The 17,814-nt window shown below is 61.5% G+C and carries 17 protein-coding genes; 8 read left to right on the top strand and 9 right to left on the bottom strand.

Features of this window, described 5'->3' with window-relative positions:
* Positions 1–49: 49 nt before the first annotated feature.
* The 5 genes from HX801_RS25690 to HX801_RS25670 all read right to left on the bottom strand — a co-directional run bounded on the left by HX801_RS25690 (position 50) and on the right by HX801_RS25670 (position 5,480).
* Complete coding sequence (locus HX801_RS25690; protein ID WP_003212018.1) at positions 50–1,087, bottom strand: AbrB family transcriptional regulator; 1,038 nt, start codon at positions 1,085–1,087, stop codon at positions 50–52.
* Positions 1,080–2,594: a tripartite tricarboxylate transporter permease gene (locus HX801_RS25685; protein WP_177022960.1), complete on the bottom strand. Its 1,515-nt coding sequence runs from the start codon at positions 2,592–2,594 to the stop codon at positions 1,080–1,082. Before HX801_RS25685 ends, HX801_RS25690 begins: the two co-directional genes overlap by 8 nt.
* Before the next feature lies 1 nt (position 2,595).
* Entirely contained in the window at positions 2,596–3,054 is a 459-nt protein-coding gene (locus HX801_RS25680) for a tripartite tricarboxylate transporter TctB family protein (RefSeq protein ID WP_008437838.1), read from the bottom strand.
* A gap of 130 nt (positions 3,055–3,184) precedes the next feature.
* Positions 3,185–4,171, bottom strand: coding sequence for a tripartite tricarboxylate transporter substrate binding protein (locus HX801_RS25675; RefSeq protein ID WP_166742143.1), 987 nt, complete (start codon positions 4,169–4,171; stop codon positions 3,185–3,187).
* A gap of 28 nt (positions 4,172–4,199) precedes the next feature.
* Positions 4,200–5,480 (bottom strand): OprD family porin, encoded by a 1,281-nt coding sequence (locus HX801_RS25670; protein ID WP_008437839.1) that lies wholly within the window; start codon positions 5,478–5,480, stop codon positions 4,200–4,202.
* A 236-nt stretch (positions 5,481–5,716) separates the two neighbouring features.
* Here HX801_RS25670 and HX801_RS25665 point away from each other — a divergent pair, with 236 nt between their 5' ends.
* Positions 5,717–6,388 (top strand): response regulator, encoded by a 672-nt coding sequence (locus HX801_RS25665; protein ID WP_003212008.1) that lies wholly within the window; start codon positions 5,717–5,719, stop codon positions 6,386–6,388.
* Positions 6,381–7,766 (top strand): sensor histidine kinase, encoded by a 1,386-nt coding sequence (locus tag HX801_RS25660; RefSeq protein ID WP_003212006.1) that lies wholly within the window; start codon positions 6,381–6,383, stop codon positions 7,764–7,766. Before HX801_RS25665 ends, HX801_RS25660 begins: the two co-directional genes overlap by 8 nt.
* Here the strand turns inward: HX801_RS25660 and HX801_RS25655 are convergent, their stop codons facing one another.
* Both HX801_RS25655 and HX801_RS25650 read right to left on the bottom strand, forming a co-directional pair.
* On the bottom strand, positions 7,767–8,588 hold the full coding sequence (locus HX801_RS25655; RefSeq protein ID WP_134325888.1) for an HDOD domain-containing protein: 822 nt from the start codon (positions 8,586–8,588) through the stop codon (positions 7,767–7,769).
* A gap of 36 nt (positions 8,589–8,624) precedes the next feature.
* Positions 8,625–9,566: a folate-binding protein YgfZ gene (locus HX801_RS25650; RefSeq protein WP_087692607.1), complete on the bottom strand. Its 942-nt coding sequence runs from the start codon at positions 9,564–9,566 to the stop codon at positions 8,625–8,627.
* A gap of 139 nt (positions 9,567–9,705) precedes the next feature.
* Between HX801_RS25650 and HX801_RS25645 the strand changes: the two genes are divergently transcribed.
* A complete protein-coding gene (locus HX801_RS25645) occupies positions 9,706–9,960 on the top strand; it encodes a succinate dehydrogenase assembly factor 2 (protein WP_003212000.1) in 255 nt (84 codons plus the stop codon).
* Entirely contained in the window at positions 9,944–10,396 is a 453-nt protein-coding gene (locus tag HX801_RS25640; RefSeq protein WP_008437845.1) for a protein YgfX, read from the top strand. Before HX801_RS25645 ends, HX801_RS25640 begins: the two co-directional genes overlap by 17 nt.
* Here HX801_RS25640 and nadB read toward each other — a convergent pair.
* Positions 10,365–11,981: an L-aspartate oxidase gene (nadB, locus tag HX801_RS25635; protein ID WP_003211997.1), complete on the bottom strand. Its 1,617-nt coding sequence runs from the start codon at positions 11,979–11,981 to the stop codon at positions 10,365–10,367. The genes HX801_RS25640 and nadB overlap by 32 nt on opposite strands.
* Positions 11,982–12,448: 467 nt before the next feature.
* Here nadB and rpoE point away from each other — a divergent pair, with 467 nt between their 5' ends.
* From rpoE to HX801_RS25615, 4 genes are all read left to right on the top strand, one after another.
* Positions 12,449–13,030 (top strand): RNA polymerase sigma factor RpoE, encoded by a 582-nt coding sequence (rpoE, locus tag HX801_RS25630; RefSeq protein ID WP_003172477.1) that lies wholly within the window; start codon positions 12,449–12,451, stop codon positions 13,028–13,030.
* A 31-nt stretch (positions 13,031–13,061) separates the two neighbouring features.
* Positions 13,062–13,649, top strand: a complete 588-nt coding sequence (locus HX801_RS25625) for a sigma-E factor negative regulatory protein (protein ID WP_003172479.1) — start codon at positions 13,062–13,064, stop codon at positions 13,647–13,649.
* A gap of 16 nt (positions 13,650–13,665) precedes the next feature.
* Complete coding sequence (locus HX801_RS25620) at positions 13,666–14,622, top strand: MucB/RseB C-terminal domain-containing protein (protein ID WP_003211995.1); 957 nt, start codon at positions 13,666–13,668, stop codon at positions 14,620–14,622.
* Between the two features lie 244 nt (positions 14,623–14,866).
* Complete coding sequence (locus HX801_RS25615) at positions 14,867–16,306, top strand: DegQ family serine endoprotease (protein WP_003211993.1); 1,440 nt, start codon at positions 14,867–14,869, stop codon at positions 16,304–16,306.
* Between the two features lie 67 nt (positions 16,307–16,373).
* On the opposite strand, the gene HX801_RS25610 is transcribed toward HX801_RS25615, so the two are convergent.
* The gene (locus tag HX801_RS25610) at positions 16,374–17,807 is read right to left on the bottom strand and encodes a M48 family metalloprotease (protein WP_087692605.1); all 1,434 of its coding nucleotides are present in this window, start codon (positions 17,805–17,807) and stop codon (positions 16,374–16,376) included.
* Positions 17,808–17,814: the final 7 nt, after the last annotated feature.

Here is a 17,814-nt window from a genome sequence, read left to right as displayed (position 1 = left end):
CTGTCTCGCTAAAGCTCGACAGCTCCTACAATTGAATGCCTCTTAGGCTTCAGATTTTGTCTGGCTGCCGGTTCCAGTGCCGAAACAACGGCTCCGCCAGAAACAGCACAAACAACAAACGCATCACCTGCATCGCCGTCACCAATGGCACCGACAATTGCAGGGTTTCCGCCGTCAGGCTCATTTCCGCAATTCCGCCTGGCATCATGCCCAGTGTCAGCGAACGCAGGTCCAGATGTGTGAGTGCACTCAAGCCCACAGCCGCCAGCGTCGCAATCAACATGGTCAACGCCGTTCCGATCAACGTACGTCCCATGAACAACGGCGCGCGCCGGAAGAACTGCCGGTTGAAGTGGCAGCCCAGGCCGCTGCCGATCAGCCACTGGCCGATCTGGCTGCCTCCGTCGGGCAGCCCGATGTGCAAGTCCCAGGTAATGCTGGCGGCGGCACTGACCAGCAGCGGCCCGAACAGCCAGGGGTTTGGCTGACGCAAGCGTTGCCAGCCCCAGGCCACCAGTGCACCGACGGGAAACAGCAGCGCCAGCCAGGTCCAATCCACCGTCGCCGGATGAAACTGCGGGGCACCTTCCCCCAGCAAATACTTGAACGCCGCCGGCACACAGAGCACCACCACCAATACCCGCAAACTCTGGCCCGCCGCGACGCGGCTGAGCACTGCGCCATTGCGTGCGCCGAGGTTGACCATCTCCCCCGACCCACCCGGCATGCTCGAGAAAAACGCCGTGGCACGGTCTTCACCGCTGCGGCGCATCAACCACACACCCACGATGCTGGAGAGGCTGGTGACCAGCGCGCCGAAGAAGATCAGGCCGAAGTGGCTCATCACCTGCTCGATCACCACCGGGGTGAAGTGCAGGCCGATGCCGATGCCCACCACCCATTGGCCGCATTTGCGGCCGCCGGGAATTTCCGCGAGCTGCCAGGGTGTCAGGCAGCGCACCAGGATGATCGCCAGCAACGAGCCGACCATGTACGGCAGTGGCCAGCCGATCTGGCTGGCGAGATACCCGCCCAGCAGACCGACCAGCGGTGTTGCCCACCAGTTTCTGAACGTGGCTTCAGACATCGGCCACGGCACGACGCTGCAGGGAACGCTTGCGCCAGATGCGCAGGAGCGGGAACAACAGCATCAAGGCCGTCAGTACCCACACGCCGAAGGTGATCGGGCTCGACCAGAGGATCTGCAATTCGCCGTTGGAAATCGACAGCGCACGACGCAGGTTCTGCTCCATCAACCCGCCGAGGATAAAGCCCAGCAGCACCGGCGACAGCGGGAAATCCAGCTTGCGCAGGATGTAGCCGAAGATGCCGATGCCGACCATCAGGAACAGGTCGAAGGTGGTGGCGTGAACCGCGTACACACCGATCGCAGTGATGATGGCGATCACCGGCACCAGTGCCCAGTTCGGCACGGCAAGGATGCGGGTGAAGATGCGGATCATCGGGATGTTGAGGATCACCAGCATGATGTTGGCGATAAACAACGAGGCGATCAGGCCCCAGACGATGTCCGGTTGCTGTTGGAACAGCAGCGGGCCGGGGGTGATGTTGTACAGCGACAGGGCGCCGATCATCACCGCCGTGGTGCCCGAGCCGGGTACGCCGAGGGTCAGCATCGGCACCAGGGCGCCGCAGGCGGAAGCGCCGATCGCGGTTTCCGGAGCCGCCAGGCCGCGCATGTCGCCCTGGCCGAATTTACCGCTGGCACCGGCCAGGCGTTTTTCGGTCATGTAGGCCACGGCCGAGGCCAGTGTGGCACCCGCGCCCGGCAAGACACCCATGATGAAACCCAGCAGGCCGCAGCGAATATTCACGACGAATACCGCAGAAGCTTCCTTCAGGTTGAACATCATGCGTCCGGTGGCTTTCACGGCTTCCTGGCCACGGTGGGTTTTTTCCAGCAGCAACAGGATCTCGCTGATGGAGAACAGGCCCAATACAAGCACCACGAACTGGATGCCGTCGGTCAGGTGGATGTTATCGCCGGTGAATCGGTAAACGCCGCTGTTGGCATCGATACCCACTGCTGACAGAAACAGGCCGATCAAGGCCGCGACAAGGGTCTTCAGCGGCTTGTCACCGGCCATGCCGCCCAGGCAGACGATGGCAAACACCATCAGTACGAAATATTCCGCCGGGCCGAAGGCAATCGCCCATTTGGCCAGCAGCGGGGCGAACAGCACCATGCCGCAGGTGGCGATAAACGCACCGATGAACGAACTCCACGCCGACAGCGACAACGCCACGCCCGCCAGGCCTTTGCGAGCCATCGGGTAGCCGTCGAGGGTGGTCATCACGGTGGAAGCTTCACCCGGGATGTTCAACAGGATCGAGCTGATGCGCCCGCCGTATTCGCAGCCCAGGTACACGGCCGCCAACAGGATCAAGGCCGACTCAGGCGGCAGCCCCAGGGCAAATGCGATGGGGATCAACAGCGCTACGCCGTTGATCGGCCCAAGGCCCGGCAACAGGCCGACCACGGTGCCGATCAAGGTGCCGCACAGTGCGGTGATCAGGTTGTAAGGGGTCAGTGCAACGCCGAAGCCCTGGCCCAAATAGCTGAACGTATCCATATCAGTTCTCCAGAACTTCAAGCAGGCCGAGCGGCAGCGGTACATCCATGGCCTTGTCGAACAGCAGGTAAAGACCGATGCTCATCAAGGTCACGATCACCACGCTGGGCATCCAGCGGCCGCCATACAGGCGCGCCATCGGAATGCCGATCAGCATGCTGCTGAGGATGAAACCCAAGGGTTCGAAGGTGCCGGCAAACACCAGCAGCAACCCGACGCAGATGCCGATCTTGATCAGGGTCTGGCGGTCCAGCGCGGGCTCTTCTTCTGTGTGCTTGGTGGGCTGTGGACGAAACAGCATGTAGATCAGGCCCAGGCCCATCAGCCCGAGCATCAGCAGCGGGTAGGCCCGAGGCCCTACCGGCTCGTAGGAAAACGACGCCTGATATGGCCAGGCCATCAGTGCGAGGCCGGCACAGACCAGCAACATCACTGAGGCGAAAATGCGTTGTAAGAGCATGGAAAACTCCTTGGAGACTCTTGTAGGCGCGAGCTTGCTCACGAAGAACGCCAGGACGTCGCGTTTATACAGGCAGCACGCGTCATCGTTGAAGTTTTTCGCGAGCAAGCCCGCTCCCACAGAGGGGCGATTACTGGATCAGGCCGAACTCTTTGGCCAGCACTTTGTAGTCAGCCACCTGTTTCTTCACGTAGGTGTCCAGCTCCGGGCCGGTCATGGCGAACGGGAACAGCTCGCGCTGGTCACGCAGCTTGGCGAACTCTTCGGAAGCCAGCAGTTTGTCGAAGGCGTCTTTCCACCAGGCATAGTCTTCGTCGCTGACTTTTGGCCCGAGGTAGAAGCCACGCACCACCGGCCAGACGATGTCGTAGCCTTGTTCCTTGGCGGTCGGGATGTTCTTCATTTCCGGCTCGTCCAGGCGTTCGTCGGAGAACACCGCCAGCAGGCGCATGTCACCACTGAGGATGTGCGGCATGGAGTCGGAGATGTCGGTACTGCCTACCTGGATATGGCCGCCGAGCAGGGCGGTGGCGATCTCGCCGCCGCCTTCCAGTGCCACGTAACGCAGGTCACGCGGGTTGATGCCGGCGGCCTTGGCGATCAGGGCGGTTTGCATCCAGTCCTGGCTGCCGACGGTGCCGCCGGAACCGATGACCACGCTGCCCGGATCTTTCTTCAGGGCCTTGACCAGATCGTCGAGGTTTTTGTAGGGCGAATCGTTTTTCACCGCGATGGCGCCGTAGCTGGTGCCGACGGCCGCGAGCCAGCGCACGGCGCTTTCATCGAAGCGGCCAAATTTGCCCTGGGCCAGGTTCAACAGCGAGCCGCTGGACCACGCCACCAGCGTGCCAGCGTCGGCCGGACGCTGCGCCACGACGGCGTTGTAGGCCACCGCGCCCACGCCGCCGGGCATGTAGGTCACGCGCATCGGCTTGCTCAACAGTTTCTCGTTGACCAGCGCGCTCTGCGCCAGTTTGCAGGTCAGGTCGAAACCACCGCCGGGGGACGCCGGGGCGATGCATTCCGGGCGCTTGGGCTCGGCGGCCAGCAGTTGGCTGGCGAACAGCATGCAGCTGGCCGTCAGGGCAAATTTACGCAGTGAAAGGGTCATGTTCATCTCCATCATTGTTGTTATGAGGTTGCTGTTACCAGAGTGCGACGCTGTAGCTCACCAGCAGGCGCACTTCATCCGCATCACGGGCCGAATAGTTGGAACGGTAGGTGGCATTGCGCAGACGCACGGCCACGTCCTTGAACGTGCCGCTTTGCACCACGTAGCGGATCTCGCTGTTGCGTTCCCACTCCTTGCCGGTCTCGCCGTTCTTGAGCTTGATGTTGTCACCCGACAGGTAACGGCTCATGAAACTCAGGCCGGGAATCCCCAGCTTGGCGAAGTCGTAGTCGTAGCGAGCCTGCCAGGAGCGTTCTTCGGCGCCGGCAAAGTCGTTGATCTGCACGAAGTTGACAAGGTAAGGATCGCTACCGTCCACGTAGGGAAAGGCGCTGTCGCCGGACATGTGCTGGTAACCGGCGCTGAGCTTATGGCCATTGAGGGCATAGCTGAAGAGGCCGTTGAGGGAGGTGTTGTCGATCTTGCCGCCGCGCGCCGCGCCGGTGTCGTCACTGACGGCCAGGCGCAGGTCGGCGCCGAAGGTGCCGGGGCCCATCGGGCGCGAGGCCACGAGGCCGAGGAAATGCTGGCGGTACACGTCGTCGAGTTGGGCGAAGTGGTAGCTGCCGGTGATCTTGTCGGCGAATTTATAGTCCACGCCGCCGAAGTCGAAATGCTTGCCGGTGGCGCCGCTGAGGAAGCGGCTGTTCTTGTTGTTGAGGCCGATGTCTTCGTAGTTGGTGTCGTCGCGGTCCTTGGCCTTGTTCAGGCGGCCGCCGGTGAACACCAGGTTCTTGAATTCCCTGGAACTGAGCAGGCCGCCTTCAAACGTCTGCGGCAGGATGCGCCCGTCGTTGGGCTTGAGGATCGGCAATTCGGGGATCAGCGCGCCGATCTTCAGCTCGGTGGCGGAGATCTTCACTTTGCCGGTCAGGCCGAGTTTGGAATATTCGTTGGCGGCGCGGCCGTCGTCGTGGGTCGGCAACAGCCCGGTGCCGGTGCGGTCGGGGCTGGAGTCGAGCTTGACCCCGAGCATGCCCAGCGCATCCACGCCGAAGCCGACGGTACCGTCGGTATAGCCCGACTGCAGGTTGAGCATGAAGCCCTGGGCCCACTCGTCGCGCTTGGATTGTTGTGCGCTGGTGCCGTCGCGAAAGTCGCGGTTGAAGTACATGTTGCGGGTTTCGAGGGTGGCGGTGCTGTCCTCGAAAAAGGCGGCCTGGCCTGCGGGCGAAAAGCCGGCGAGGGCGGCGGCACTGGCAAGGGCGGTCTGGGTGATACGAGAAGAACGAGCAGGCGGCTGTGTGCGCAGCATCGTGGGTGTACTCCGTTATTGTTCTTATTTTGGCGAAAACGCTTCGAGGCGTTTTTCGGGCGCTATGGGTGAAATAGCTCGGCAGGCGAAACCCACCGTGGCTGGATGCTAAAGGGCGAAGCTTTCACTAACCTTTCAGTCGCCTTTCAATGTTTTCGGGCTTCACAGCGCAGGCCGCGCCTGTAAACTCCCCGGCAAAGCGTGGCGCCGACCACCCCCGAACGAGGTAAAAACCCATGCGTGTCCTTCTGGTCGAAGACCATTTGCAGCTAGCCGAAAGTGTCGCCCAGGCGCTCAAGAGCACGGGTTTGACCGTCGACGTGTTGCACGACGGAGTGGCGGCGGACCTGGCCTTGAGCAGCGAGGAATACGCGGTGGCGATTCTCGATGTGGGCCTGCCGCGCATGGACGGTTTTGAAGTGTTGGCGCGCCTGCGGGCCCGTGGAAAAAATCTGCCGGTGTTGATGTTGACCGCACGCAGCGATGTGAAGGACCGCGTGCATGGCCTCAACCTGGGCGCGGATGACTACCTGGCCAAGCCGTTCGAACTGACGGAGCTGGAGGCCCGGGTCAAGGCGCTGCTGCGCCGTAGCGTGCTGGGCGGTGAGCGGCAACAGGCGTGTGGCGTGCTGATTTACGACCTGGATACGCGGCGCTTCACCCTGGGTGGTGAACTGCTGACCCTGACCTCCCGCGAGCAGGCGGTGCTTGAGGCGCTGATCGCGCGCCCGGGCCGGGTCATGAGCAAGGAGCAACTGGCTTCCCAGGTGTTTGGCCTGGATGAAGAGGCCAGCCCCGATGCCATCGAAATCTACGTGCACCGCCTGCGCAAGAAACTCGATGGCCAGCCTGTGGCCATCGTCACTTTCCGTGGCCTGGGGTACCTGCTGGAAGCCCGCGATGCATAAGCCCAGCAGCCTGCGCTGGCGCCTGCTGTGGAACCTGGCGCTGTTGCTGGTGGTGTTGATGATTGCCAGCGGCTTGAGCGCTTACTGGAATGGGCGCGAGGCGGCGGACACGGCTTACGACCGCACGCTGTTGGCCTCGGCGCGGACCATTGCGGCCGGCCTGTCCCACCGCGACGGCACCTTGAGTGCCGATGTGCCCTACGTCGCCCTGGATACGTTCGCCTACGACAGCGCCGGGCGGATCTACTACCAGGTCAACGATATTCACCAGAAGCTGATTTCCGGCTACGAAAACCTGCCAGGCCCGCCGCCGGGTACTCCACGCACCGATGACTATCCGGCGCTGGCGCGCTTTTATAACGCCAGGTATCAAGGCCAGAACGTGAGAGTGGTCAGCCTGCTCAAGGCAGTCTCCGAACCGAACATGAACGGCATGGCGGAAATCCGCGTGGCCGAAACCGACGAGGCGCGGGTGGCGATGGCGCGCAGCCTGATGGCCGATACCTTGCTACGCCTGGGGATGCTGGCCATCGGTGCTTTGTTGTTGGTGTTCTTTGCCGTGAGTGCGGCGCTGCGGCCGTTGGAGCGCTTGCGCACGGCCGTGGAAGAGCGTCAGCCCGATGACCTGCGGCCATTGCCGCTGGTGGAGGTGCAGCATGAATTGGGCCCGCTGGTACATGCGCTCAACCATTTCACCGAACGCCTGCGCGGGCAGTTCGAGCGCCAGGCACAGTTTATTGCCGATGCCGCCCATGAGCTGCGCACTCCGTTGGCAGCGCTCAAGGCACGCTTGGAGCTTGGCCTGCGTGCCGAAGATCCGGCTACCTGGCGCACCACCCTGGAAACCGCAGCCCAGGGCACTGATCGCCTGACTCACCTGGCCAATCAATTGCTCTCGCTGGCGCGCATCGAAAACGGCGCCCGGGCGATTGCCGAAGGCGGGGCCCAGTTGCTGGACCTGAGCCAGTTGGCTCGCGAGCTGGGCATGGCCATGGCGCCGCTGGCCCATGCGCGTGGCGTGGCCCTGGCGCTGGAGGCGGATGAACCGGTGTGGCTGCGGGGCGAGCCCACCTTGTTGAACGAGTTGTTGAGCAACCTGGTGGACAACGCCCTGGCCCACACGCCCCCGGGCGGCAACGTGATCTTGCGGGTCACGGCGCCGGCGGTACTTGAGGTGGAAGATGACGGCCCGGGCATCCCGCTGGATGAGCGGGACCGAGTGTTCGAGCGCTTCTATCGGCGCAGCCAGCAGGGCTTGGGGGCGGGCTTGGGGTTGGCGATTGTTGGCGAGATCTGCCGGGCACACCTGGCGCAGATCAGCTTGCATGACGGAGAGTTGGCGGGGTTGAAAGTGCGGGTCAGTTTTATCGCGGGGTAATCAGTAGAACATCGACCGTGCTTCATCCAGCTCGGCGCGCAAGGTGTCGCTGTAGGGGTCGAGTCGCAGCTTCTTGATCGCAGGTACCGTCAATATCGGCACGCTGGCCAGCGGGTGGTCAGTGTCGCGGTGGCAATACAACACGGCGACCTGCACCAGGTCGATATAGTCCAGGCGCTCGGAGTCGCGCTCAAGGTTCATGTACTGCGCCGGCAGGTTCACCAGCATTTCCGGGAAGTCCCAGCGCCGCAGCAGCTTGTCCCCCAGCAACGGGTGGATGCTTTCAATCACGTGATCGAGGCTGACCGGATCGGACAGCAGTTCATAGTGATCTTCGGCGTAGGTCAGGATCGGCAGCACGCCAATCTGGTGCACCAGCCCACCCAGCGCCGCCTGGTCAGGCTTCAACTGGCTGTGGTTGCGGCACAACGCATAGCTCACGCCGGCCACTTCCAGGCTGCGCCGCCAGACATCGCGCATCTTCTGTTCGACCACCTCGGAACGGGCGTGGAAGATCTGTTCCATCACCAGGCCGATCGCCAGGTTGCTGCTGTAGTTGGTGCCCAGGCGGGTGATGGCGGTGTGCAGGTCGGTGACTTCCTGGGTCGCGCGCAACAGCGGGCTGTTGACCACTTTGATCAGCCGTGCCGACAAGGCAGTGTCACGGCCGATCACTTTGCTCAGGTGGCTGATGCTGATGTCCGGGTCTTCGGCGGCCTGGCGAATGTTCAGGGCCACTTCAGGCAGCGTTGGCAGAACCAGGTCATCGTTATCGATGGCCACAACCAACGCCTGTTGGACTTTTTCCGCCAGCTTGTTCATTCAAGATCTCTAGGGTGTAGCAAAAAGGTACGACGATCAGCGCTGGATCTCGCGATCCCGGTCCAGTTGGTAGGGCAGGTCGAGCAACTGAAGGCCCGGGCCTTCCAGCGTGCCTACATGCACATCGCCACTCTCTGCTGCTTCGGCTTGCAGCACCGCTAGAAGTTCAATCGCCTGATCGGCACGGGCGGCAAGCACCACCTCGCCGATGGCGCTGTTGTGATTCGGGGAAAACAGTGGGGTGCCGGGCTCAGGCAGCTCGCCGGCATTCAGGCTCAGGCGATACAGGCGACGCTTGAGTTTGCCCAAATACTGCATGCGCGCGACGATTTCCTGGCCGGTGTAGCAGCCTTTCTTGAAGCTGACGCCGCCGACGGCTTGCAGGTTGAGCATCTGCGGGATGAACAGTTCGCGGGTCTGGGGCATGACCTGGCCGATACCGGCACGGATCTGGCCCAGCAGCCATTGGTTCAGTTCACCTTCGTTCAATTGTGCGGCGAGTTGGCTGTGCAGGGTTTGAGCTTGGGCGGCGGGGGCCCAGAGTTCGGCACGGCCCGGCGATACGCGGATGGCGATCAGGTCGTCGCTGCGCACCACGCTGTCGGTCTCGGCGGGTAGTTGGAGGCCGAGGCCGGCCAGTACCTGATCGGCATCCGACACACCGAAACGCGCCCAGGCAGCGCTTTCGTCGGTGAGTTTGGATTTGGAGAACACGGCGTACTTTTTCAGGTCCGCCAGTTGTGGCTCCAGCAGTTCGGTGGCCATGGCCAGCAACACGCCATCGCCTTGCAGCAGGATGCGGAAGCTCGACTGCATGCGCCCTTTCTGGGTGCAGCGCGCGCCCAGGCTGGCCTGGGTGTCACTCAGGTAGTTAAGGTTGCAGGTCAGTTGTCCCTGGAGGAACTTGGCAGCGTCGGAACCGCGGACGGCGAGAACGCCTTCGTGGGACAGGGGGCAGAAAAAAGCAGAGTCAGCCATGGGTCATCGCAGGTTAAAAAGTCATGAGTGCATCATAGAGGGGCGCCCGGCAAATGGATAGTTTCCGTATGGCCGACCAAAGCCGACTGTTCCAGGCAGCTTCGGCCTGTATACTTGCGCTCTATTTGAGGAGCGCTCCATGGTCGAAGATGTAGAACTCAATCGCCTCTACTGGCACAGCCGACGCGGCATGCTTGAACTGGACGTGTTGCTGGTACCGTTCGTCAGGGAGGTCTATCCGCACCTCAACGACGTCGACCGCGACTGCTACCGCAAGCTGCTGGAATGCGAGGATCAGGACATGTTCGGCTGGTTCATGGAACGCGCCGAATCGGAAGACCCGGAGCTGCAGCGCATGGTTCGGATGATTCTGGATCGTGTCCAGCCCAAGTAATACGTTCGAATGCCGCTGGCACGCCTCCGGGCAGTTGCTGGCGGCTTATCTTTTCGCCCAGGCGTTCGCACTGGGTGCGCTGTGGTTTCTCGATGTGTCCCCGTGGTTCGGAGCCTTTGGCGCCTTGTTGTGCCTGGCCCATGCCGGTTGGGTATTGCCGCGTCATATCCTGCTGACTCACCGTTCGTCGATCCGTGGCCTGCGTCGCGACGAGGATGGCTGGCAGTTGTGGAGCGCCGCGCGTGGCTGGCACAGCGTGCAACTGCGCCCCGACAGCCTGGCGTTGCCGTTGATCGTGGTGCTGCGCTTTCGGGTGCAGGGTGACTGGCGGGTGCGTTCGATCTGCGTGCCACGGGATTCGCAGGCTACCGATGTGCATCGGCGCCTGCGGGTGCGCTTGAAGTTCAGCCGCCGTAGGTGGTTGGCACCAGAATAGTGTCGCGCGCTTCGGGCAGCATTTGCGGGTAGTCGAGGGTGTAATGCAATCCCCGGCTTTCCTTGCGCTCCATGGCCGAGCGGATCATCAGTTCCGCCACCTGGGCCAGGTTGCGCAGCTCGATCAGGTCGCGGCTGACTTTATAGTTGCTGTAGAATTCGTCGATCTCATCCAGCAACAGTCGAACCCGGTGCTGCGCCCGCGCCAGGCGCTTGTTGGTGCGCACGATGCCCACGTAGTCCCACATGAAGCGCCGCAACTCGTCCCAGTTGTGGGCGATGATCACGTCTTCGTCCGAATCGGTCACCTGGCTGGCGTCCCAGCGGGGCAGGGCGGCCGGCACCGGGATGCGCGGCAGCTGTTCAAGGATGTCGGCGGCGGCGGAGCGGGCGTACACGAAACACTCCAGCAACGAATTGCTGGCCATGCGGTTGGCGCCGTGCAGGCCGGTGAAGCTGGTTTCGCCAATGGCGTACAGGCCGGGCACGTCGGTGCGGCCGTTCTGGTCGACCATCACGCCGCCGCAGGTGTAGTGCGCCGCCGGGACGACCGGGATCGGGCCCTTGGTGATGTCGATATTGAACGCCAGGCAGCGCTCGTAGACCGTCGGGAAATGGGTCTTGATGAAGGCTTCGGGCTTGTGGCTGATGTCCAGGTAGACGCAGTCGATGCCCAGGCGCTTCATTTCATGGTCGATGGCCCGGGCGACGATGTCCCGCGGGGCCAGTTCTGCTCGTGGGTCGAAGCGCTGCATGAAACGTTCGCCGTTGGGCAGCTTCAGGTGTGCGCCTTCGCCGCGCAGGGCTTCGGTGATCAGGAAGCTCTTGGCCTGCGGGTGATACAGGCAAGTGGGGTGGAACTGGTTGAATTCCAGGTTCGCCACCCGGCAGCCCGAACGCCAGGCCATGGCAATGCCGTCACCGCAGGCGCCGTCGGGGTTGCTGGTATAGAGATAGACCTTCGCTGCGCCGCCCGAGGCGAGAATGGTGAAGCGCGCGCCGTAGGTGTCGACTTCGCCGCTGGCCCGGTTGAGCACGTAGGCGCCGAGGCAGCGTTCGCCCGGCAGGCCAAGGCGCTTTTCGGTGATCAGGTCGACGGCGACCCGCTGTTCCAGCAGTTCGATGTTGGGGCGTTGCCGGGCCTGGGCGAGCAGGGTCTTGAAGATCGCGGCGCCGGTGGCGTCGGCGGCATGGATGATCCGCCGATGGCTGTGGCCGCCTTCGCGGGTCAGGTGGAACTCGAAGCCGCCGTCGTCGGTACCGGAATGTTCGTCGCGGGTGAAGGGCACGCCCTGGTCGATCAGCCACTGGATGGCTTCGCGGCTATGCTCGACGGTGAAGCGCACCGCTTCTTCATTGCACAGGCCGCCGCCGGCATTCAGGGTGTCTTCGACGTGGGATTGCACGGTGTCGGTGTCATCGAGCACCGCGGCGACACCGCCCTGGGCCCAGAACGTCGAGCCATTGGCGAGGTCGCCCTTGCTCAGTACGGCTATGCGCAGGTGGCCCGGCAGGGTCAGTGCAAGGCTCAAGCCCGCGGCGCCGCTGCCAATCACCAGGACATCGTGTTGAAACTGTTGGCTCATTTGAAGGATTCCGCAAAAAGCGATCCGTAGGGGGCGCAAACAGGACGCCTGGATCGGCGAATCAAAGGGTGACACGGCCCACTAGTATATAGAGGGGGGGAGCGGCACAATAGCCGGGCATTCGTGGCATTGTGAGACTACGGGCAACGAACTGCACGGCTTTCATGAAACGGACAGCGATTGGGATGGGAACTTTTTGCATAGGCCCCGACTCAATAGCAGGATGCCCGAAAGCTGGGAACACGCTGGATTTGCTGAGCCGCGTCTGTGTCAGGCGCGTCAGGAAACTGGCGACAGATTATTCGCGCAGCCGGCATTGCCCGCGCTGCGTTTTTCGTGTGTGCCAAATCAGTGCGCGCCGGAAACTTGCTTGGAGGGGGAGAACTTTTGCGAAAAGTCCGAGTCTATGTTTGCAAGCCTGATCGATTAGTTATGCAAGCCTCCTTCAAGTACAACGAGGAGTGTTCATGCTAACCCAGGAAGAGGATCAGCAGCTGGTCGAGCGCGTTCAACGCGGCGACAAGCGGGCATTTGATCTGCTAGTGCTGAAATACCAGCACAAAATTCTCGGGTTGATCGTGCGGTTTGTGCACGACACCCATGAAGCGCAGGACGTTGCACAGGAAGCCTTTATCAAGGCGTACCGTGCACTCGGTAATTTCCGCGGTGACAGTGCGTTTTACACGTGGCTGTATCGCATCGCCATTAACACGGCGAAGAACTATCTGGTTTCTCGCGGTCGCCGCCCGCCGGATAGTGATGTTAGTTCGGAAGATGCTGAATTTTATGATGGTGATCACGGCCTCAAGGATCTCGAGTCGCCGGAGCGTGCATTGCTGCGCGACGAGATCGAAGGAACCGTCCATCGCACTATTCAACAACTGCCAGAAGATTTGCGTACGGCGTTAACTTTACGTGAATTCGATGGTCTGAGTTACGAAGACATTGCGAGCGTCATGCAATGTCCGGTGGGTACCGTACGCTCCCGGATCTTCCGGGCTCGGGAAGCCATCGATAAAGCCCTGCAACCGTTGTTGCAGGAAAACTGAGACAGCGGCGACAGCCAAGAGAGGAACCGCCATGAGTCGTGATGCCCTGCAGGAATCGCTGTCCGCAGTGATGGATAACGAAGCGGATGAACTGGAACTTCGTCGAGTGCTTAATGCATTTGATGATGCCGAAACCCGTGATACCTGGTCTCGTTACCAAGTCGCTCGGGCGGTGATGCACAAGGATCTTCTAATCCCTCGTCTGGATATTGCTGCGGCCGTTTCTGCTGCACTGGCTGATGAAGCCGTTCCGGCAAAAGCTGCTCGCGGTCCTTGGCGTAGCCTGGGCCGTCTGGCAGTCGCTGCTTCGGTGACCGTCGCTGTATTGGCAGGTGTCCGCCTGTACAACCAGGACGAAATCGCCGGTGCCGAACTGGCCCAACAGACCCAGCAACCGGTCATGGCCGGCCCGCAGGTCAAGGGTCCAGCCGTACTGGCCGGCTACAAGGAAAGCTCCGATACCACCGGGCCTATGGCCAACGGTGTACTTCAAGGGCAATCCGGCTGGCAGGATCAGCGTCTTCCAGGCTACCTGCGCCAACACGCACAGGAATCGGCCTTGAAAGGCACTGAAAGCGCTCTGCCTTACGCTCGCGCTGCAAGCCTGGAAAACCGCTAGTCCGCCAAGGAGCTTTATGCGCGCCATACCGCTCCTTGCGCTTTTGCTCAGTGGCTGGTTTGCAGTCCCCGCCCATGCCGATGAAGCCCAAGACTGGCTGACGCGTCTTGGGCGGGCGGAGCAGCAGCAAAGCTTTCAGGGCACCTTCATCTACGAGCGTAACGGTAGTTTTTCTACCCATGACATCTGGCATCGTGTCCAGAATGGTCAGGTCCGTGAGCGGCTTTTGCAGCTCGATGGTTCTGCCCAGGAAGTTCTGCGCGTCGATGGCCGTACCCAATGCGTGAGCGGCACGCTGGTTGCCGGGCTTGGGGGCTCCCCCAATACCTCTGCGCGTACCCTTGATCCGCAAAAACTCAAAGCGTTCTACGATCTTGCCGTCATCGGCAAATCGCGCGTGGCCGGTCGGAATGCGGTGATCGTCTCCGTGACCCCCCGCGATCAATACCGTTATGGTTTTGAGCTGCATCTGGATCGTGAAACTGCGCTGCCATTGAAGTCATTGTTGCTTAACGACCAGGGCCAGTTGCTGGAGCGTTTCCAGTTCACCCAGCTCAATACATCGGTGCCTGACGATCGTGATTTGCAGCCCAGTGGCGAATGCACGCCGGTGGCGGTGACCAACGCCAAGGCCCCGGAGGTCGAGATCCCTCAGGATTGGCGCCTCGACTGGTTGCCACCAGGCTTTCAGCTGGTCAACAGCAGTGCCCATAAAGACTCCCACACCAAGGTAACCGTCAGCAGTCTGATGTATGACGATGGTCTGGCGCGTTTTTCGGTATTCCTGGAGCCGCTTAACGGTGCGACCGTAAACGAGACCCGCACCCAGTTGGGCCCGACAGTCGCCGTTTCACGGCGGTTGAATACCCTGGAAGGCGAGGTGATGGTGACCGTCGTCGGCGAGATCCCGATTGGCACCGCCGAGCGAATTGCGCTGTCACTACGCAGTGGCACCGTGCCCGCCAAGCCTTGAGTTGTTAATCCTATGTTCATCCTGATATTTCAATGTTGCGCAGGAGATAGTCGATGCCTGCCTCTGCCGAGAGCATGAAATGTCTGGATCATTTTTTTCACTTGCTAATATCCCCTATGTTTTTTATAGGTCAGGGCTTAACGGCCCTGGCCTTGTTTTGTTCGCGGAACAAAAATGTCGGTCGCAGTTTTTCGGCGTTTATTGAACCCTGTCGCTCAACCCTGCTCGTCGTAACGGGAGCTGTATGTCGATACCACGTTTGAAGTCTTACCTATCCATAGTCGCCACGGTGCTGGTGCTGGGTCAGGCCGTTACCGCGCAAGCGGCCGAGCTGCCTGACTTCACCCAGCTGGTGGAGCAGGCGTCGCCTGCCGTGGTGAACATCAGTACTACGCAGAAGCTGCCGGATCGTAAGGTCTCCAACCAGCAGATGCCCGACCTGGAAGGCCTGCCGCCGATGCTGCGGGAGTTCTTCGAACGCGGCATGCCCCAGCCGCGCACGCCGCGTGGCGGTGGTGGCGGCCAGCGTGAGGCCCAGTCCCTGGGCTCGGGCTTCATCATCTCGCCTGACGGCTACATCCTCACCAACAACCACGTGATTGCCGACGCCGACGAGATCCTGGTGCGCCTGGCGGACCGCAGTGAGCTGAAAGCCAAGCTGGTGGGCACCGACCCACGTTCCGACGTTGCCCTGCTGAAAATCGAAGGCAAGGACCTGCCGGTGCTGAAACTGGGCAAATCCCAGGACCTGAAAGCCGGCCAATGGGTCGTCGCCATCGGTTCGCCGTTTGGTTTTGACCATACTGTGACCCAGGGTATCGTCAGCGCCATCGGTCGCAGCCTGCCGAACGAAAACTACGTGCCGTTCATCCAGACCGACGTGCCGATCAACCCGGGCAACTCCGGCGGTCCGTTGTTCAACCTGGCGGGTGAAGTCGTTGGCATCAACTCGCAGATCTACACCCGCTCCGGTGGTTTCATGGGCGTTTCGTTCGCGATTCCGATCGACGTGGCCATGGACGTTTCGAACCAGCTGAAAACCGGTGGCAAAGTCAGCCGCGGCTGGCTGGGGGTGGTGATCCAGGAAGTGAACAAGGACCTGGCTGAATCCTTCGGTCTCGACAAGCCGGCCGGTGCCCTGGTCGCGCAGATCCAGGACGATGGCCCTGCTGCCAAAGGTGGCCTGCAAGTCGGTGACGTGATCCTGAGCATGAACGGCCAGCCGATCGTCATGTCTGCGGACTTGCCACACCTGGTGGGCGCGCTCAAGGCCGGTAGCAAGGCCAAGCTGGAAGTGATTCGTGACGGCAAGCGCCAGAACGTCGAACTGACCGTCGGTGCGATCCCGGAAGAAGGCGCGGCGCTGGATGCGCTGGGCAACAGCAAGCCAGGTGCCGAGCGCAGCAGCAATCGCCTGGGCATTGCTGTAGTCGAGTTGACCGACGAACAGAAAAAGAGCTTCGACCTCAAGAGCGGTGTAGTGATCAAGGAAGTCCAGGACGGTCCTGCCTCCCTGATCGGCCTGCAACCAGGTGATGTCATCACCCACCTGAACAACCAGGCTATCAACTCCACCAAAGAGTTCACCGACATCGCCAAGGCGCTGCCGAAGAACCGTTCGGTGTCGATGCGCGTCCTGCGTCAGGGGCGTGCCAGCTTCATTACCTTCAAACTGGCCGAGTAATCCGCTAGTCCAATAAAAAGCCCCGCTCTCGATGTTCGAGAGCGGGGCTTTTTTGTGGCTGAAAGGTTTAGCCCATCATGTCTTTGATCATGCGTTCCTGGTCGATCAGTTCACGCTGGCGTGCGTCGATACGTGACGAAAGCGGGAAGTTGCTGCCGGCGCGACGCTTGGCGAAATCCAATTGCTGGATGGCCTGCTTGAAATCTCCCACCAGCGCGAAGTACTCGGCCCGGGCCTGATGCAGGCCGATGATATTGCCCGACAACCCACGGGTTTCCGCAACCTGGTACCAGACGTCCGGATCGTCCGGGCGAGACTTCAACAATCCTTCCAGGGCTTTTTCCGCGTCAGCGTTGCGGTTCTGCTTGAGCAGCAGATCCACACGAACCTGGTTCAGCGGATAGTTGCCTGGATATTGCGTCAACATTCGGTCCGTACGCTGCTGGGCATCCGGCAGGCGATTGTTGGTCATGTCCAGCTCGATCTGCGCCAGGTTGTAGGTGATGTCGTTGGGCGCCTTGGCCAGCAGCGGCTTGAGGTTTTCCCGGGCCAGGTTGAACTGGGCACCCTTGATCTGAGCGATGGCGAGGCCATAACGCGCGATATCGTTCTTCGGATTTTCATCCAGCTGGGCCTGGAAACGTTTGGCGGCCAGCCCCGGGGTGTCTTCGTAATACAGTTGCACCCGAGCACGGATCAGTTGATAGCGCAGGCTGTCCTCAATGCCACCCAGCTTGGCTTGCTCCGCACGGTTGCGGGTGTCGGCGATCCGCGATTCGGTTACCGGGTGAGTCAGCAGGAATTCAGGCGGCTTGGCATCGAAACGGTACTGGCGCATCAAGCGCTCGAACATGGTTGGCATGGACCGTGGGTCGTAGCCGGCTTTCTCCAGGTTGAGAATGCCGATGCGGTCAGCCTCTTGCTCGTTTTGCCGGGAAAAGCGCCGTTGCTCCTGGATCGCGGCGGCCTGGCTGCCGGCGATCGCGGCAATGCCCGCATCGCCTGCGCCAGCGGCGGCAGCGATGATGCCGCCGAGCAGCGCAGCCATCATCGGGATCTGCATGCGCTGCTGTGCTTCCACGCCTCGTGCGAAGTGACGTTGGGACAAGTGAGCCAATTCGTGGGCCAGTACCGAGGCATATTCGCCTTCGGTCTGGGCGTTGAGGAACAGGCCGCCGTTGACCCCGACGATGCCACCCGGTGCGGCAAAGGCGTTCAACTGCGGGCTGTTGATCAGAATGAATTCCAGGCGCCGGTCATTGACCTGGCTGGTTTCCACCAGCTTATAAACGCTGGATTCGACGTAATCCTTGAGCTGCGGGTCGTTGAGTTGCGAGACCTGGCCACGCAGGTAGGCCAGCCATGCCCGACCCAGATCGTATTCCTGTTTTGGCGAGACAATGGCAGAACTGGCGTCGCCAAGTGACGGCAGGTCGTCGGCGAAGCCTGGAGAGGCAAGCAGGCAAGCCAGCGTCAGCAGGGTAGGGCGCAAAAAAGTCATGCACAAA

The organism is Pseudomonas sp. G1002, assembly GCF_013385455.1.
GTDB lineage: Bacteria > Pseudomonadota > Gammaproteobacteria > Pseudomonadales > Pseudomonadaceae > Aquipseudomonas.
This window is presented reverse-complemented; position numbering and strand designations above follow the sequence as displayed.

What these genes read in the sequence shown, in the direction of transcription:
- HX801_RS25665 (WP_003212008.1), top strand. Translation starts at nt 5,717, where the DNA reads ATGCGTGTCCTTCTGGTCGAAGACCATTTGCAGCTAGCCGAAAGTGTC.
- nadB (WP_003211997.1), bottom strand. Translation starts at nt 11,981, where the DNA reads ATGAGCCAACAGTTTCAACACGATGTCCTGGTGATTGGCAGCGGCGCC.
- HX801_RS25650 (WP_087692607.1), bottom strand. Translation starts at nt 9,566, where the DNA reads ATGGCTGACTCTGCTTTTTTCTGCCCCCTGTCCCACGAAGGCGTTCTC.
- HX801_RS25675 (WP_166742143.1), bottom strand. Translation starts at nt 4,171, where the DNA reads ATGAACATGACCCTTTCACTGCGTAAATTTGCCCTGACGGCCAGCTGC.
- HX801_RS25690 (WP_003212018.1), bottom strand. Translation starts at nt 1,087, where the DNA reads ATGTCTGAAGCCACGTTCAGAAACTGGTGGGCAACACCGCTGGTCGGT.
- HX801_RS25680 (WP_008437838.1), bottom strand. Translation starts at nt 3,054, where the DNA reads ATGCTCTTACAACGCATTTTCGCCTCAGTGATGTTGCTGGTCTGTGCC.
- HX801_RS25655 (WP_134325888.1), bottom strand. Translation starts at nt 8,588, where the DNA reads ATGAACAAGCTGGCGGAAAAAGTCCAACAGGCGTTGGTTGTGGCCATC.
- HX801_RS25670 (WP_008437839.1), bottom strand. Translation starts at nt 5,480, where the DNA reads ATGCTGCGCACACAGCCGCCTGCTCGTTCTTCTCGTATCACCCAGACC.
- HX801_RS25625 (WP_003172479.1), top strand. Translation starts at nt 13,062, where the DNA reads ATGAGTCGTGATGCCCTGCAGGAATCGCTGTCCGCAGTGATGGATAAC.
- HX801_RS25610 (WP_087692605.1), bottom strand. Translation starts at nt 17,807, where the DNA reads ATGACTTTTTTGCGCCCTACCCTGCTGACGCTGGCTTGCCTGCTTGCC.
- rpoE (WP_003172477.1), top strand. Translation starts at nt 12,449, where the DNA reads ATGCTAACCCAGGAAGAGGATCAGCAGCTGGTCGAGCGCGTTCAACGC.
- HX801_RS25685 (WP_177022960.1), bottom strand. Translation starts at nt 2,594, where the DNA reads ATGGATACGTTCAGCTATTTGGGCCAGGGCTTCGGCGTTGCACTGACC.
- HX801_RS25660 (WP_003212006.1), top strand. Translation starts at nt 6,381, where the DNA reads ATGCATAAGCCCAGCAGCCTGCGCTGGCGCCTGCTGTGGAACCTGGCG.
- HX801_RS25645 (WP_003212000.1), top strand. Translation starts at nt 9,706, where the DNA reads ATGGTCGAAGATGTAGAACTCAATCGCCTCTACTGGCACAGCCGACGC.
- HX801_RS25620 (WP_003211995.1), top strand. Translation starts at nt 13,666, where the DNA reads ATGCGCGCCATACCGCTCCTTGCGCTTTTGCTCAGTGGCTGGTTTGCA.
- HX801_RS25615 (WP_003211993.1), top strand. Translation starts at nt 14,867, where the DNA reads ATGTCGATACCACGTTTGAAGTCTTACCTATCCATAGTCGCCACGGTG.